Source organism: Solimonas aquatica (genome assembly GCF_900111015.1).
In the GTDB taxonomy this organism is placed as follows: domain Bacteria; phylum Pseudomonadota; class Gammaproteobacteria; order Nevskiales; family Nevskiaceae; genus Solimonas; species Solimonas aquatica.
Window position 1 is genome coordinate 1 of the sequence record NZ_FOFS01000011.1, and the last position, 15,448, is coordinate 15,448.

19 protein-coding genes are annotated in these 15,448 nt (G+C 65.6%); 13 read left to right on the forward strand and 6 right to left on the reverse strand.

Going from position 1 to position 15,448, the window contains the following annotated elements:
- The 10 genes from BMY12_RS13815 to BMY12_RS13850 all read left to right on the forward strand — a co-directional run.
- On the forward strand, positions 1–294 hold a 294-nt coding region (locus tag BMY12_RS13815), incomplete at its 5' end, for an integrase core domain-containing protein (protein ID WP_218140125.1).
- A gap of 94 nt (positions 295–388) precedes the next feature.
- On the forward strand, positions 389–835 hold the full coding sequence (locus BMY12_RS13820; protein WP_143068959.1) for a hypothetical protein: 447 nt from the start codon (positions 389–391) through the stop codon (positions 833–835).
- A gap of 71 nt (positions 836–906) precedes the next feature.
- Positions 907–1,395 (forward strand): hypothetical protein, encoded by a 489-nt coding sequence (locus BMY12_RS13825; protein ID WP_093287366.1) that lies wholly within the window; start codon positions 907–909, stop codon positions 1,393–1,395.
- 89 nt (positions 1,396–1,484) lie between these two features.
- Positions 1,485–1,841 (forward strand): hypothetical protein, encoded by a 357-nt coding sequence (locus BMY12_RS20030; protein ID WP_143068960.1) that lies wholly within the window; start codon positions 1,485–1,487, stop codon positions 1,839–1,841.
- A 116-nt stretch (positions 1,842–1,957) separates the two neighbouring features.
- Positions 1,958–2,218, forward strand: coding sequence for a hypothetical protein (locus BMY12_RS20035; protein WP_143068961.1), 261 nt, complete (start codon positions 1,958–1,960; stop codon positions 2,216–2,218).
- Positions 2,219–2,254: 36 nt separating this feature from the next.
- Positions 2,255–2,527 carry a TfoX/Sxy family protein gene (locus BMY12_RS13830; protein WP_093287788.1) on the forward strand — a complete coding sequence of 91 codons (273 nt, stop codon included), beginning with the start codon at positions 2,255–2,257 and terminating at the stop codon, positions 2,525–2,527.
- A 168-nt stretch (positions 2,528–2,695) separates the two neighbouring features.
- Positions 2,696–3,124 (forward strand): hypothetical protein, encoded by a 429-nt coding sequence (locus BMY12_RS13835; protein WP_143068962.1) that lies wholly within the window; start codon positions 2,696–2,698, stop codon positions 3,122–3,124.
- Positions 3,125–3,164: 40 nt separating this feature from the next.
- Positions 3,165–3,674 carry a DUF4188 domain-containing protein gene (locus BMY12_RS13840; protein ID WP_093287791.1) on the forward strand — a complete coding sequence of 170 codons (510 nt, stop codon included), beginning with the start codon at positions 3,165–3,167 and terminating at the stop codon, positions 3,672–3,674.
- A gap of 100 nt (positions 3,675–3,774) precedes the next feature.
- Positions 3,775–4,530 carry a hypothetical protein gene (locus tag BMY12_RS13845; RefSeq protein ID WP_143068963.1) on the forward strand — a complete coding sequence of 252 codons (756 nt, stop codon included), beginning with the start codon at positions 3,775–3,777 and terminating at the stop codon, positions 4,528–4,530.
- Between the two features lie 90 nt (positions 4,531–4,620).
- A complete protein-coding gene (locus BMY12_RS13850; protein ID WP_093287374.1) occupies positions 4,621–5,106 on the forward strand; it encodes a nuclear transport factor 2 family protein in 486 nt (161 codons plus the stop codon).
- A gap of 142 nt (positions 5,107–5,248) precedes the next feature.
- On the opposite strand, the gene BMY12_RS13855 is transcribed toward BMY12_RS13850, so the two are convergent.
- Together BMY12_RS13855 and rarD are read right to left on the reverse strand one after the other, a co-directional pair.
- Positions 5,249–5,866 (reverse strand): ATP-dependent Clp protease proteolytic subunit, encoded by a 618-nt coding sequence (locus tag BMY12_RS13855; RefSeq protein ID WP_177189000.1) that lies wholly within the window; start codon positions 5,864–5,866, stop codon positions 5,249–5,251.
- Positions 5,867–5,920: 54 nt separating this feature from the next.
- Positions 5,921–6,805: an EamA family transporter RarD gene (rarD, locus tag BMY12_RS13860; RefSeq protein WP_093287376.1), complete on the reverse strand. Its 885-nt coding sequence runs from the start codon at positions 6,803–6,805 to the stop codon at positions 5,921–5,923.
- 170 nt (positions 6,806–6,975) lie between these two features.
- On the opposite strand from rarD, the gene BMY12_RS13865 reads away from it, so the two are divergent.
- Positions 6,976–7,980, forward strand: coding sequence for a GGDEF domain-containing protein (locus BMY12_RS13865; RefSeq protein ID WP_093287379.1), 1,005 nt, complete (start codon positions 6,976–6,978; stop codon positions 7,978–7,980).
- 75 nt (positions 7,981–8,055) lie between these two features.
- Here the strand turns inward: BMY12_RS13865 and BMY12_RS13870 are convergent, their stop codons facing one another.
- Positions 8,056–10,269, reverse strand: a complete 2,214-nt coding sequence (locus tag BMY12_RS13870) for a putative bifunctional diguanylate cyclase/phosphodiesterase (protein WP_093287381.1) — start codon at positions 10,267–10,269, stop codon at positions 8,056–8,058.
- A complete protein-coding gene (locus BMY12_RS13875; protein ID WP_143068964.1) occupies positions 10,250–11,272 on the reverse strand; it encodes a PAS domain-containing protein in 1,023 nt (340 codons plus the stop codon). Before BMY12_RS13875 ends, BMY12_RS13870 begins: the two co-directional genes overlap by 20 nt.
- 247 nt (positions 11,273–11,519) lie before the next feature.
- Here BMY12_RS13875 and BMY12_RS13880 point away from each other — a divergent pair, with 247 nt between their 5' ends.
- Entirely contained in the window at positions 11,520–12,722 is a 1,203-nt protein-coding gene (locus BMY12_RS13880) for an acyl-CoA dehydrogenase family protein (protein WP_218140206.1), read from the forward strand.
- Positions 12,719–13,561, forward strand: a complete 843-nt coding sequence (locus BMY12_RS13885; RefSeq protein ID WP_093287389.1) for an SDR family NAD(P)-dependent oxidoreductase — start codon at positions 12,719–12,721, stop codon at positions 13,559–13,561. Before BMY12_RS13880 ends, BMY12_RS13885 begins: the two co-directional genes overlap by 4 nt.
- Positions 13,562–13,684: 123 nt before the next feature.
- Here the strand turns inward: BMY12_RS13885 and BMY12_RS13890 are convergent, their stop codons facing one another.
- Positions 13,685–14,299, reverse strand: coding sequence for an acyl carrier protein phosphodiesterase (locus BMY12_RS13890; protein WP_093287391.1), 615 nt, complete (start codon positions 14,297–14,299; stop codon positions 13,685–13,687).
- A gap of 6 nt (positions 14,300–14,305) precedes the next feature.
- Positions 14,306–15,301, reverse strand: coding sequence for an enoyl-CoA hydratase/isomerase family protein (locus BMY12_RS13895; protein WP_245732519.1), 996 nt, complete (start codon positions 15,299–15,301; stop codon positions 14,306–14,308).
- Between the last annotated feature and the right edge of the window lie 147 nt (positions 15,302–15,448).

Below are 15,448 nucleotides of genomic sequence, written 5' to 3' on the forward strand. Positions count from 1 at the left end.
ATCATCTTTCACACCGATCGAGGGGTGGAATATCTGGCGGCCGACTTCCGGAAGAAACTGGCCGCCGCCAATATCGAGCAGAGCGTGAACAGGCCCCGTCGCATGACGGACAACGCCCACATCGAGTCATGGAATAAGTCCATGAAATCCGACATGTACCACCGCAGAGCCTTCAGCACGGACAGGGAGCTGCGGCTGGCGCTTCGCGAATACCTCGATTTCTACAACACCCGACGGCTACACTCATCGCTCGGGTACCAAACACCAGCGGAGTTCGAAGCGCTGTGCAGTTAACCATAAGGTGTCCACTTTTTCGTAGGAAGTCCCCGTATTTGCCGCCGCTTCGCGTCGTCAAATCCGCGGCTGAGCTCCGGCGTTGGAGCTCACGATGACTTTCGTCACACCTGAAGAGCGGCTTCGCCAAGGCGCGACTATTCTCGAAAGTAAACTTCAGCCATTCGGCTTTGCTTTCGGAATCGTTGACTCTGGCAAAGGTTCAGGTGGTGACTTCGCGATCGGTGCGTTTACTGCAGGTGATCGTGAGATTCGCATGTGGTTTAGGTTTCACCTTGGAGACGTAACGTACCGCAAGGGCTCTGTGGAGGCGCCGCACAAGGCCGTCGCGCAGTACCTCGGCCTAGAGGGCACTACTGCATATCCCTGTCCTCAAACAGATAATCCATTGGAAGGTTTTGAGGCTTTGCTCACCGATTGGCACCATTGGAATCTGTTCTTCCAAAATGAAGGGGCATTGTTTGAGTCTGTTATGCAGGCCTACAAGTACAAGCAACCTCCCGCCGGATTCACCACTATATTCCGGCATGAGAAGAAGTGAGGTCCAACTAGTGCTTCAAGCCGACGTCCCCGCCTTCGGCGGGTCCGCGGCTTAAGCTGGCGTTGGGGCTCATGAAAACTCGCAAACAAGTCTATGACCTCATTCCGGCCGACCTGCATCAGACAGCCGTATGGGAGTTCGCCTTGGATGAAGAAGGTGAAGAGGGGCAGGACGAAGCTACGGTTCGTCCCGTGAATGTCGAAGGCTCTTTGAACACCGCGGATGGGATGTTCATTGTCTGGGCGTCTTTCGTACTTGCCGACGGCTCGCATGCAGAGGGCTACCTCACACCTGGGGTCCAAGGTGACAACCATCTAAGTTCGGTACAACCGGCTGTCGTGGCTGAGGGCGGGCAAGTTTCCTTCTGGTGTGGGCTTGTCGCTCCGGAAAGGGGCTACCTCGATCGCTGCTATAAGGTCCTTGGGAAACAGCCGAACGAGATATTTCCCCTGTCGTACCAGTCTCAAGTTAATCTGGTCGGGGGCACCATCAGTGGCAGCATTCCTGGCTTTGTCGTGCTTGAAGACATGAAATCGGGAAGAACGAGGGTAGTTCGGTGAGGCCCAACCATCAGTTCCACCCGACGTCCCTGCCTCCGCTTCGCTACGGCAGGGTCGTGGGTGAACTGCAGCGTTAGCGCAGAGATCACATGAAAGCTCCTCGCACACTCGTCGTAATTCTTGCTATCTATTTTCTCCTCAAGGTCTTAACTGCCGTCCTCACTGGACAGATTTACGCTCTTGCGCCGTTGGCGGTTTGGAGCATCGCAGGCTGGAAAGCCTACAAGGGCAGTCAAACTGCGGCAGGGGTGCTCGTCGTTCTTTTCGTTCTCGGTGCCGCGTTCACAACATACGGCACAATGGTCGCTTCAGGACTGCACCCTATTGATGTTGGCTTCAACTATGGATATGTAGTCTTCTTGGCGGCTTCGGCAGCGTATTTACTTTTAAGCCGCAAGCTAAAGGCATTCCAAGAGTCTAGTGGGGTTGGCGCGTATGGGCGCTAACAACGCGCTCCAGTGCGACGCTACGAGAAAATCCGATGGATAGTGTTCGCTGTCGGACGAGATTTGATTCTTCAGGACGAGCGACGCCGTAGCCCTTGCGCAGGAGCCTTCCAATCATGCGCTGCAGCGAAGTGTCGCCTTCGGCGAGGCGAAGAACGACAACGACTACGCTCCGCGGCAAGCCGGCGGTTGCTGCGTACTGGCAAAAGGCGCTGAGTCTCATGCCGGATCTGCGGTTTGAGCTTCTCTGCATTCTGGTTGGCGTCCAGTCCATTACGCGCCACTACAAGGGCGCCAGCGGGCGCCTCGCGGCAGAGGTCTTCCACTTTGGTCCGGATCGCAAGGTGCTCGGGACCTTCGCGCACTATGCTGTTTGAGCAGCAGCCTGCCCCGACATTCTGGAGATGCCGTGCATGTCCGTCACCAAGTCAATCAGCCAGCTTTCCGGCCTGGGGCCAAAGTCGCAGGAGATGCTGGCGCGCGCCGGCATCACGACGGTGGAGCAGTTGCGGGCACTGGGCTCGATCGAGGCTTACGTGCGGACCAAAAAGGCGAATGCTGGGGTGAGTCTCAATCTGCTGTGGGGACTTGAGTCCGCCATCAGCGGTGAGCACTGGCGGACAGTGGCAAAGCAGCATAGAGCCAGTTTGCTGCTGGCCCTGGAGGCGCGGGAGAAAGGTGTCTGAGCAGAAGCACGCCGTTCAGCCCGTCGGGTTTGAATGAGAAGTGCCGCACATCCCGTGGCAGGGGGCGGCGTGACAGCTGTTTATCATCCCTGCCTGTATGCCGCCGCGCCGCTGTCCTCGATCGCCGCCCTGAACCGAACTTGCTCCGATACTTTTGGGAGTTGACGCATGGTCGAAGTTTCTTTCGCTCGCTTGCTGGCACTCCGTGCGTTGTATGGCCTGATGAGCCTGGGTCTTGCGGTGGTGATCTGGCCCCAGCTGCTTTTCCAGACGCCCGCCACGGTGGATTCCGGCAGTGTCGTTCGTTCGCTGCTCGGCGCGCTGGGCTTGCTGGCCGCCTTCGGGCTGCGCTATCCGCTGCAGATGCTGCCGGTGCTGTTGTTCGAACTGCTCTGGAAGCTGGTGTGGGTTGGCGCGGTGGCGCTGCCGGCCTGGCAGCAGGATCGCCTCGGGGTCTACGGCACCGCCACGTTCTACGAGTGTCTGCCGGCCTTCATTCTGTTTCCGCTCATCATTCCCTGGCGCTACGTGCTGGCGGTCTACATCAAGGCCCCGGGCACGCCATGGCATTGCCGCCGCAGAGAGGGTGATGCCTGAGCTGATGGCAGGCCGCACACACAAGCCCAAGGGGGACACCATGGATTCGATTCATCCCGGCCGCTACACCGCTGAAGTGCAGGGCCCGTTTGTGGTCTTCATCATCGGCATGCGGATCAACCGCATTCTGGCGTTTGCCAGATGGCTTCCCGTCGCCAGAGCGATGCGTCCGATGGTCGAGCATCTGCTCGCGCATCGGGAGCTGGGCCTGCTGCACGCGCAGGCCTACGCCTACTGGCGCGGTGCGGCGCTGGTGCAGTACTGGCGCTCCTTCGAGCATCTCGAACGCTTCGCCCGCGATCCCGCCCTGTCGCATCTGGATGCCTGGCAGCGTTTCAATCGCGCGGTGGGTGCGGATGGCAGCGTGGGCATCTGGCATGAGACCTACCTGGTGCAGGCCGGGCAATACGAGTGTGTCTACGGCAACATGCCCAGATTTGGTCTGGCGGCCGCCGGCCGGCATATGAAGGCGGTCGGTGCCCGGGAGACCGCCAAGCGCAGGCTGGGCAGGGAAGGCGAGCCGGCGGTGCCTTCCTACGAAACGCCTTAGCGCGCGCATCGCGCTTGGTGTGCAGCTGCCGGCGCCGCCGCTTGGGTTCCGCCGCGCCATCGTGTACGGTGGCGCCCGCTTCGCGCCGCCCTTGGTTCTCATGCTCCTGTTCAAACTGTTTGCCGTGCCCCTGCTGGTGGCGCTGATGAGCCTGGCCGGCAAGCGCTTCGGCCACGCGGTGGCGGGTCTGCTGGCGGGCATTCCCATCGTCGCCGGTCCGATTCTGGCGGTGATGACCATCGAGCACGGCACCGCCTTTGGCGCGCAGGCGGCGATCGGCACGCTGGTGGGTCTGTTCTCTTATGCGGCCTTCGCGGTGGCATATGCGCGCGCCGCAGTGCATCTGCGCTGGCCGCTGGCGCTGCTGCTGTCCTGGCTGGTGTTCCTGGCGGTGTCGGCCTTGCTGAGCCTGGTGCACTTCTCGGCCGTGGCTGCCTGCCTGTTTGCCTTGCTGCTGCCGCCGCTGGCGCGACCGCTGCTGCCGGCCTACGCGCATGCGCTGCCCGCGCCGCATCTGCCGCGCAGTGAACTGGCCTGGCGCATGCTCGCGGCGGCCTTGATGGCACTGGCGCTCACCGCGGTCGCGGCACTGGTGGGGCCCACGGTGGCGGGTCTGCTCACGCCGTTTCCGGTGGTCACCAGTGTGCTCACGGTGTTCACGCATCGCGCCGGCGGCGCACCGGCCGTGGTGCAGCTGGCGCACGGTGTGGGCCTGGGCTTGTACAGCCTGGTGGGTTTCTTCTCGATGGCGGTTCTGCTGATTCCCGCGCAGGGCCTGCTGGTGGCGATGCTCGCGGCGGTGAGCGTGGCGCTGGCCACGCAGGCGCTGGTCTACCGCATCAAGCTGCACGCCTGAGGCGTACGCGCGGACTCATCCGCTTGCGGGAGGCGGCGCGGGCCTGCCGCGTCCAGAGTCGAGCGGCATGCCTGCTGAGGAGACGCAAACATGGCCCTGCCGCTGGAAGACCTGGAGCTGATCCGGCGTCTGAAATACCGCTATTGCCGCTGCATCGACACCGCCAATCTCGCCGAGCTGCGCGAGCTGTTCACCGAAGACGCCAGCGTCTGCTACGTGGGCGGCAGCTACCGCTTCGAGGCCAAGGGCCGTGATGAGATTCTCGGCGCGCTGGAATACGCCTTTCACGCCGATGCGATTGCCGTGCACCACGTCAATCATCCGGAGATCGATTTCGTTTCAGACCATGAGGCCACCGGCGTGTGGTATCTCAAGGACTGGTTCTGCGATCTGAAGCACAAGATCATCACGGATGGCGCGGCGCTGTATCGCGACCGCTACGTGAAGCGCGAGAACCGCTGGCTGATACAGCACGCCGCGTATGAGCGCGTGTATGAGATCGTCACGCCGTTCACCGAGCCGCCGAATATCACGGCACATTACCTGGCCAAACACGGCAAGAAGTTGCCGGGCTGAGGGACTGCCCGCCCCCTCTCCCCTGACCCCTCTCCCGCAAGGGGAGAGGGGAAGAGTCTCGTTCTAACTCGAAGCTTTCAATCCCAATCCAGTTAAAGCCCCTCTCCCCTTGCGGGAGAGGAGCCAGGGGAGAGGGGGACTTTTACCCCTCGATCTGCCCCGCGTTCTCGATGATGCGTCCCACCAGGCCATATTCCTTGGCCTGCTGCGCGCTCATCCAGTAATCGCGCTCGGTGTCGCGCTGGATGCGCTCCAGCGGCTGGCCGGTTTCGCGCGCGAAGATCTCGTTCAGACGCTGGCGCATCAGCACGATTTCCTTGGCCATGATCGCGATGTCGGAAGCCGTGCCGCCAGCGCCGCCCGAGGGCTGGTGCAGCATGTAGCGGGTGTTGGGCAGCGACAGGCGATTCTCGGGCTTGGCGGCGGTGTAGATCAGCGCGCCGGCGCTGGCCACCCAGCCGGTGCCGATGATGCGCACCGTGGGCTTCACGAACTTGATCATGTCGTGAATGGTGTCGCCGGACTCCACATGGCCGCCCTGGCTGTTGATGTAGATGGTGATGGGATCGTCGGACTCGGCGGACAGCGCCAGCAGTCGCGCGCTGAAGGTCTCGGCGAGCTTCTGGTTGATGGCGCCGTAGATCAGGACGGTACGCGCCTTGAACAGGCGCTCCTCCAGGGCCGGATTCTTGGCGGACTTGGCCTCGTCCTTCTCCTTGTCCTTTTCCTTGGCGGCCAGCGGCAGATCGTGTTCGAACATACGCAAATCCTGTTGGGGGCGGTGTGCGGGAGCGGTCCCGCGTCGACCCGCATTCTAGCCGGTCACGGTCACGGCCACCGCACGCCGGGCGCGCCAGAAGCTGTCGGCAGCGTAGATCAGCAGCGCCGCCCAGATCAGGGAGAAGCCCACCGCCTGCACCGGGCTGAAGCCCTCGTGATACAGCAGCACGCCGCAGCCCAGCTGCAGCGTCGGCGCCAGGTATTGCAGGATGCCGACCAGACTCAGCGGAATGCGCCGCGCGCCGTAGGCGAACAGCACCAGCGGCAGCGCGGTGACCAGGCCGGACACCACCAGCAGCACTTCGGTGCGCAGCGCGCTGTGTCCGAACACACCCTGGCCGTGACCATGCGCCCAGCCCAGCAGCGCCAGTGCCGGCAGCAGCAATACCGCGCTTTCCACGGCCAGGCCGTGCACGGCCGGCACCACCGCGATCTTGCGGATCAGACCGTAGCCGCCGAAGCTCAGGGCCAGCGCCAGGGCGATCAGCGGCAGATGCCCGGTCTGCCAGCTCAGATACACCACGCCCGCGCCCGCGCAGGCCACCGCCAGCCATTGCCAGGCGTTGAGCCGTTCGCGCAGCACCACCACGCCCAGCAGCACGCTGACCAGGGGATTGATGAAGTAGCCGAAGCTGGTTTCGACGATATGGCCGGCGTTCACTGCCCAGATGTACAGCCACCAGTTGCTGCCGATCAGCAGCGCGCTGGCGATGAGCAGGCCCAGGGTGCGCGGCTTGATCTCGCGGCGCCAGGCCATGCCCTCGCGCAGACCCAGATAGGCGAACACGAACAGACAGCACCACAGCACCCGGTGCGCCATGATCTGCATGGCCGGCACCTCGCGCAGCAGGCGCCAGTAGATCGGGAACAGGCCCCAGAGCAGGTAGGCGCCCACGGCGGCCAGCAAACCCTCGCGCACGGTGCGTACCTGCGAAAGTGACCAGAGAAGGGGCGTGCAGTCTAAAGACTTTGTGCCGCGCGCGCGGCGGGTGAAAACGCCCAATCCCGGACCGGACGTGCGATAGCGGCCCACTGTCGTTACGGCAAGTTCCTACGGGCGGGCGGCCGCGCAGCTGCCTACAATGGGCCATGTCCTTCGTGATCGAGCCGCCTTCGGGTCTGCTGCGCGGGGTGCCGCCCGGCGCCCTGCTGGGTGACGTCTGGACCGAATACTCGCCATCCGCGCACGAGCAGATGCTGCGCGAGCAGCCGCAGCGCTACGTGGAGATGGTGCAGAGCATCAGCGCCTACGGCATCTGCCTGCTGGACCGTGACGGCGTGATCCGCAGCTGGAACCGTGGCGCGACCCTGATCAGCGGTCTGCGCGAGGACATCGTCTGCGGCATGCACTACGCAAGGCTGTTCGCCGACGAGGCCCTGCACGAAAACCAGCCGCAGCGCGCCCTGGACTTTGCCCGCGCCAACGGCCATTGCCGTGAGGAGCAGCTGCGCCGGCGCGGCAGCGGTGACACCATCATCGTCAGCAGCACCCTGGATGTGCTGCGCGATGCCGAGGGCCAGCTCACCGGCTTCGTCGAGGTGGTGCAGGACATCACCGAGCAGAAGGAGCGCGAGCGCCAGCTCTACGAACGCGCCACCCGCGACGCGCTCACCGGCGTGGCCAATCGCGGGCATTTCTGCGAGATCGCACAGCAGGAGATCGAACGCGCGCGGCGCTTTGCCGAGCCGCTGTCGCTGCTGCTGATCGACATCGATCATTTCAAGCGCATCAACGATCAGTACGGCCATGAGGTGGGCGATCAGGCTTTGTGCATGATCGCGCGCGCCTGTCGCGGCAGCCTGCGGCGCATCGACACCATCGGCCGCATCGGTGGCGAGGAATTCGCGGTGCTGCTGCCGCGTGCCGACAAGCAGCCGGCGCTGGAGATCGCGCAGCGTCTGCGTCGCGAGCTGTCGGAGCAGAAGATTCCCGCCCCGCCGCGGCGCCACAACATCTCGCTCACCGTCAGCGGCGGCCTGGCCTCGCTGCGTCCGCTGACCCGTGATCTGGGCGAACTGCTGCGCCACGCCGACGCGGCGCTGTACCGCGCCAAGCGCGGTGGCCGCAATGCGGTGCTGGCCTGGTTTGAGTGAGCGCGGTTTCGCAGCTGCGCCGCTGATCCGCGCGACGATGCGGCCGGTGTGGCGCTTCCAGCCGGCGTGGTTGCGCTAGAACAAGGCGGCGCTGCGAGGATCGGGCAGCAGACGCGGCAGATGCAGGCCCTGCGCGACGAATTCCTCCGCGCTCACCGCCGCACCAAAGTGATAACCCTGGCCCTGGTCGCAGTGATGCGTGCGCAGATAGCAGAGCTGCTCCTCGCGCTCGATGCCTTCGGCCACCACTTCGATGCCCAGGCTGTGGGCCATGGCGATGATCGCCTGCGCCACCGCCGCATCGGCGGCGTCATCGCAGACGTCGCGCACGAAGCTGCGGTCGATCTTCAGCTGATCCACGGCAAAGCGCGTGATGTGACTGAGGCTGGAGTAGCCGGTGCCGAAATCATCGATGGCCACCCGCACGCCCTGTGCGCGCAGCTGCATGAGAATGCGCCGTGCTTCCTCGCCATCCTGAATCAGGCTGCTCTCGGTGATCTCCAGCATCAGTGAGCGCGGGTCCAGCTGCACCTCGCGGCAGGCCGCCTGCACCTGCTCGGGCAGATCGCGCTGCAGGAACTGCCGTGGCGAGACGTTCACCGACACCGTCAGCGACTGACCGGTGCTGTCCTGGATGCGCCGCGCATCGCGGCAGGCCCGCTTCAGCGTCCAGGCGCCCAGCGTCGCGATCAGACCGGTTTCCTCCGCCACGCTGATGAACTCCGTGGGCGGCACCCAGCCGCGCTGCGGGTGCCGCCAGCGGATCAGGGCTTCCATGCCGTGCACCTGGCCGCTGCGCAGATCCACCTGCGGCTGATAGTGCATGCAGAACTCGCCGGCCTGCAGGCCCTGACGGATCGCGGTTTCCAGCTCCAGCTTGCGGCTGGCCTCCTCGCGCATGTCCTCGCTGAACACGCGATAACAGCCACGGCCGGCGGCCTTGGCCTTGTACATCGCCGCGTCGGCGGTCATCAAAAGGCCGGCCACTTCCTCGCCGTCGCCGGGGCCGACGCTGACGCCGATGCTGGCGCTCAGGTGCAGCTCATGACCGTCCACCTTGAAGGGCCGCTCGAAGGAGGCCACCAGCCGCGCCGCCATGCGCTGTGCCTCGCCGGGCTCGCGCAGGTTGCGCAGCACCGCGACGAATTCGTCACCGCCCATGCGCGCCACCACATCGTTGCTGCGCAGCTCGTTCTGCAGGCGCTGCGACACCGCCAGCAGGATCTGGTCGCCGACCGGATGGCCCAGCGAATCGTTGATGCGCTTGAAATGATCGACGTCGATCATGAACACCGCGACATGGCGGCCGGCGGCACGCGCGCCGCGCAGGGCCTGGGCCAGACATTCATCCAGCAGCTTGCGATTGGCCAGGCCGGTGAGCGCGTCGTGCTGGGCGATGTGCTGGATGTGCGCTTCGTATTGCTTGCGTTCAGTGATGTCGCGCCAGACCACGGAGTAGCCGATCAGGCGTCCGGAGGTGTCGCGGATGGCCGCCATCACCATATTGGCCCAGAAGTGCGAGCCGTCCTTGCGCAGGCGCCAGCCCTCGTCTTCGACGTGATCCTGCGCGATGGCCTCGCGCAGCTGTGCCTGCGGCTTGCCCTCGTCCACGTCCTCGGGCGCGTAGAAGCTGGCCAGCGGCAGGCCCAGGGCCTCGTCCGCCTGGTAATCGTGCAGACGCGCCGCGCCGGTGTTCCAGCTGGCGACATTGCCGTGCACATCGAGCATCACGATCGCGTAGTCGGCGACGCTGTCCACCATGATGCGCAGACGTTCCTCGGAGTCGCGCAAGGCCAGCTCGGCGGCCTGGCGCTCGCTGATGTCGCGGATCACCGCCACGAAGCGCCGGCCACCGCTGCCTTCGATGGCATTGACCGACAGCAGCATCGCGAACTCGCTGCCATCGCGGCGCAGCCCCGGCACTTCGCGCGGCGCGCCGCGCAGGCAGCCGGCGTCCAGCGGCCCGCTGTCGGCCACCTGCCGTGCATGACGTGGCCGCAGGCGTTCCGGAATCAGCAGCGTGACATTGCGGCCCAGCAGCTCGCTGGCCAGATAGCCGAACAGACGCTCGGCGGCGCGATTGACGCTGAGAATGCGCCCGTCCCGGTCGATGCTGATGATGCCTTCGGCACAGCTGCTGAGCATCGCGCGCTGCGCGCCGGCGGTGTCGCGCAGGTTCAGCAGCAGGGTTTGCATCTTGTGCAGGCCGCCGCGCACGGCGCCCTGCAGGCGCGGCATCAGGCCCGGCGCCGCCGGCAGCACCTTCGCTTCAGAAGAGGGAGGCCGCATGCACGGTTCCCGGCGACGGCGCGCTGTCCTGCGCACGCGCGGGTGCCTGCGTCAGCAGCAGGCCATTGAAACCGAACAGCCGGCCGTCGCGGTCGTGCAGCGCCTGCAGGCTCAGGTGCAGCGGCAGACGCGTGCCGTCCGGACGCAGGCCGAGCACCGGATGTTCGGCGCGGCCGTCGGCCGCCGCCTGCGTCAGCGCCGGGGCCAGGGATTCCCCATCGGCCTCATGCGCCGCCAGCTCGGCGACGTGGCGGCCCTGCAGGGCTTCGCGCGTCTGCGCGAGCAGCTGCTCGGCGCCGACATTGCAATGCTGCACGCGGCCCTGTGCATCCAGCAGCAGAATGCCCAGCGACTCGGTGCCCGACAGCAGCAGGCTCAGACGCTGTTCATGCTCGTGCAGCTGGCGCTGCTGACGCTGCGGTTCGGAGAGATCGTGCACCACGCCCACCAGACGGCGCGGACCGGCCAGGTCGATGGCGTTGAGCGTGAGCTGCAGCGGCAGTTCGCGGCCGTCGCGGCGCAGGCCGGTGATCATGTGGCGCTGCTCGGCGCGATGGCCCCAGCCCAGGGGATCGAGTTCGGCCAGGGTCTGACGCAGATTGCCGCGATGCCGTTCCGGCAGCAGCACGCCGGCGTGCTGACCCAGCACATCCTCGGCGCGGAAGCCGAACAGGCGCTCGGCGGAGCGGTTGAAGCCCAGGATGCGGCCGCTGGCATCGACGGTGATGATGCCGTCGGCGCTGCACTCGCTCACCGCGCGCAGGGCCGCTTCGGCCTGATTCAGCGACTTGTTGAGCCGCGCCACCAGGGTCATCGCGCGCCGCCGCGCCAGCAGTGAAAACTGCAGTATCACCGCCAGCAGCAGCGCCAGCACAAACAGCACCGCCACGGCGATGATCGCCCAGAACAGCGCGGTCTGGCTCGAAGTGCTGGCCTGCGGTTGCGCCTGCGAAATCACCGCCGGCGCCGACAGCAGCAGGGCGATCAGCGCGGTTGCGGCCACTGCGGCGCCCAGCAACAGCCAAGGCTGCCACCTGCCCAAGCGGACCATGCGCATCGCATTTGCCATGAATAACCGTTGCCAAGAGTTTGAAAACAGAGCGCAGGCTAGAGGGCGGCGATGCGCGCGAGCGTCTTGAACCGCTTTGAGTGAGTGGATGCCCGATAAAAGGCGGCCTCACCTGCTTGGAGGAGGCGGGAAAACCCTGAGGCGACTTAGTTTGTCGGGTGAACTCACCAGGATCTTTGATATGTCCGAGCCCGGCTCACGTCCCAGTGTCATGCAGGCATTTTCCGGTTTGAGCGATGAGGAACTGGAAATCCTCACGCAGGCCGATCGTTTTGCGCAGAAGGAAATCTATCCGCTGGCCCAGCGCATGGATGATGAGGAATGGTGGCCCGCCGAGATCTTTCCGAAGATCGGCGCGCAGGGCTACTTCGGCATCACCGCGCCGGAAGCCCTGGGCGGTGCGGGTCTGGATGTCTTCACCTCGGGCCTGATCCTGCAGGCGCTGGGGCGCTGGAATCACGCCCTGGCCCTGGCCTGGGTCGCTCATGAAAACCTTTGCCTGCATAACATCCTGCGTAATGCCAGCGAGGCGCAGAAGAAGAAATATGTGCCGGGGCTGGTGAAGGGCACGGCCATCGGCGCGCTGGGCCTCACCGAACCCGGCGCCGGTTCCGATGCGCTGGGCTCGATGCGCACCACCGCGCGCCGCGAAGGCGGGCACTACGTGCTCAACGGCCGCAAGATCTACATCACCAACGGTCCGGTGGCCGATGTGCTGCTGGTCTACGCCAAGACCGACAAGGACAAGGGCGCGCAAGGCATCAGTGCCTTCATCGTCGAAAAGGATTTCCCGGGCTTCAAGGTGGCGCAGAAGCTGGTGAAGATGGGCTTTCGCGGCTCGCAGACCGCCGAGCTGGTGTTCGACGAATGCCGGGTGCCGGCGGAAAACCTGGTGGGTGAAGAGAATCGCGGCGTGAAGGTGGTGATGTCGGGCCTGGATCTGGAACGCGCGATGATCTCGCCGATCTGCCTGGGCATTGCCGAGCGTGCGCTGAGCCTGGCCCTGGACTACGCGCGCCAGCGCAAGCAGTTCGGCAAGCCCATCGCCGAATTCCAGATGGTGCAGTCCATGCTCGCCGAGATGTACGTCTGGGTGGAATCGATGCGCCTGTATACTTACCAGGTGCTGCGCGCCGCAAACGTTGTCAATGAAGACGAAGGCGGGCGCGGCGACATCCACAAGATCACCGCCGCTGGCGTGATGTACGTGGCCGAGACGCTCAACAAGGTGCTCAATCACGCGGTGCAGGTGCACGGCGGCAGTGGTTACATCTGGGAAAGCGAGATCAACCGTTTGTATCGCAGCATCAAGCTGCTGGAGATCGGCGCCGGCACCACGGAAGTGCGCAAGATGATCATCGCCAAGGAACTGCTGAGTACATGAGTGACGCCGTATTGCTCGATGCGATCTGGAACGCCGATACCGTTTACCGCCCCGATCTGTTCGCCGGCAAGACCGCCCTGGTCTCCGGCGGCGGCAGCGGCATAGGCCGCGCCACCGCGCTGCTGCTCGCGCGTCTGGGCGCGCGCGTGGTGATCACCGGCCGCACCCAGGAAAAACTCGATCGCGTGGTGGCCTACGCCGCCAGCCGCGGCGTCACGCTGCACGGCTTCGCCGCCAACGTGCGCGAGCACGAGCAGGTGCTGGCGCTCTACGAGCGTGTGGAAGCCGAAGTGGGTCTGCCGGATGTGCTGATCAACAGCGCCGGCGGACAGTTTCCGCAACCGGCCATCGAGTTCTCGCCCAAGGGCTGGAACGCGGTGGTGAGCAATAACCTGAACAGCACCTGGTTCATGATGCAGCGCGCCGCGCAGCGCTGGCGCGACACCCAGCGGCCGGGCAGCATCGTCAACGTCATCGTGGTCACCGAGCGCGGCATGCCGGGCGTGGCGCACACCGTGGCCGCCCGTGCCGGCATCGTCGGCGCCACGCGCACGGTGGCGGTGGAATGGGCGCCGCTGAACATCCGCATCAACTGCGTGGCCCCGGGGCTGACGGCCAGCGAGGGCCTGGCGGTGTATCCGCCCGAAGCGGTGGCTGAATTTCCCCGCGCCAATCCCATGAAGCGGCCGGGCACGCCGCTGGAGATCGCGCAGGCCTGCGTATTCCTCGCCGCGCCCTCGGCCAGTTTCATCACCGGCGAGGTGCTCACGGTGGATGGCGGCGGCAAGCTCTGGGGCGAACTCTGGCTGGCGGGACGGCCGGACTACTACCGCGATTGATCGCGTCGCGCACCGCAAACCGCCCGGGCCTTGCGGTTGAGGGCCGGGCGTGCGGCGCAACCCAGCACAAAGCCAGCACAAAGCCTTGCGGGCTGATGGTTCGTCGTGCCCGTTTGCTCTCGCTCAGGTTTCAGCGCTCGCGGTGCCTGCGCCGTGTTCACCGGCGAGACTGGCCAGCATCTGCAGGCGCAGGGCTTCGAGCAGTTCCGGCAACTGCGGCTGCAGCGCTGCGGTGTGCTGCGTCCAGTTCTGCGCGGCGGCGGCGAAGCCTTCGCTGCGGCGCAGCCGGGCCTGCGTGCGCGCCAGGGCTTTTTCCAGACCTTCGCTGTGCGCGTAGGAACGCAGCAGCGCGGCAAAGCGCGGGACATCGGGTGTCGCGGCGCCGGCCAGGCGATAGCAGTCGCCGGCCTCTGCCTGCGCCAGGGCCGCGCGCTGCGCGAATGCCGGCAAGGGCTCTTCGCTATGACGCGCCCAGTCGCGCGCCAGCAGATGGTCGCAGACCAGATCCAGCACGATGCCGGCATAGCGGCGCTGGCCTTCGGCGAAACCCTGCCGCGTGCGCACGATCAGCGGATGACGGTCGGTGGCTGCGTCCACGCGACGGTGCAGCTGAATGCCTTCGGCAATCGCGGCCGGATAGGCCGAGAGATCACGGCCGCGCACGATATCGCCGAGTATCGCGCCGGCCATCGAGGTGCCGGTGCGTTCGGCCAGCCACAGGTGCGCGAGAAAATTCATCCGGCCCTAGTCCGTGATCGCGTCCACCAGCCCCCAGGCCAGGGCGGTGTCGGCGTCGATGCGCTTGCCGCTCAGCACCATCCAGGCCAGACGCTGGGCGCCGATGCGCTGCGCGATGCTCACCGTACCACCGGCGCCGGGAATCAGGCCGTACTGCAGTTCCGGCAACTGGAACCAGGCATCGCGCCGCGCGATCAGCCGCGCGGCGAAGGCGGGGAATTCGATGCCCGAGCCGATGCAGGCGCCGTGCAGCTGCACCTGCACGCGTGAGGCCACGCGTGCGAGCTGGCGACCCGGCAGCGTCAGGCTGCGGATGATATGCGCGCTGGCCGGATCGCTGGCGCTGCCGAATTCACGCAGTTCTCCGCCGGTGGAAAAACACTTGCCGCGCGCGCTGAGCTGAACCTGTGTGATGCCCGGGTCGGCCTGCACCAGCGCCAGCGCCTCGTTCAGGGCATCGCGCATCGCCACCGTCATGCTGTTGCGTCGCTGCGGACGGTTGAGCGTGAGCAGCAGCGTTTCATCGTCACGCGCCAGCAGCAGCTCCGGGCCGTCCTCATCGTCGGCCAGCGGCTCGGGTGTGCCGCGCTCCTGCAGCCAGCGCCGATATTCCACGCCGCCCTGCAGCGTGGCGTAGGCCAGCGACTCCGCCTGCAGGGCGTCTTCCAGGGGCAGATGCCGCTGCAGACGCAGCAGCTGCACCAACACCGTGGAGGCCAGCGGCCAGCGGCGGACACGCGCTGCCAGCGCTGCCAGTGGCGCGGCATCGTCCAGGCGCAGATCGCAGGCGCGGCTCAGGGCATTGTCCTGCCCGCCCAGCGCGATCACCGGACAGGGCAGGCGGCGCAGCCAGGTGTGCAGCGCCGCGTCCTGCCAGTCGCGGTGCGCGTCCAGCACCAGCAGCGGCTCCTGCAGCGCTGAGCAGGGCAGCTCGCCGGTCTGCATCGCCGTCAGCAGCTCCAGGGGATCGCGCGGGCGCGGCGGTGGCGGTTGGATGGGCATCGGCTGGGCAGGCTTGGCGGCAAATATGCGGGCGCTGTTCAGCATAGTGAACAAAACGCCCGGGCGCACCTCGCAAAGTGCCTGAAATAACTCAAGTAATGCAAATGGGTGAGACAGACTCACCAGAGCCGGGTTAGGCTTGGCCCC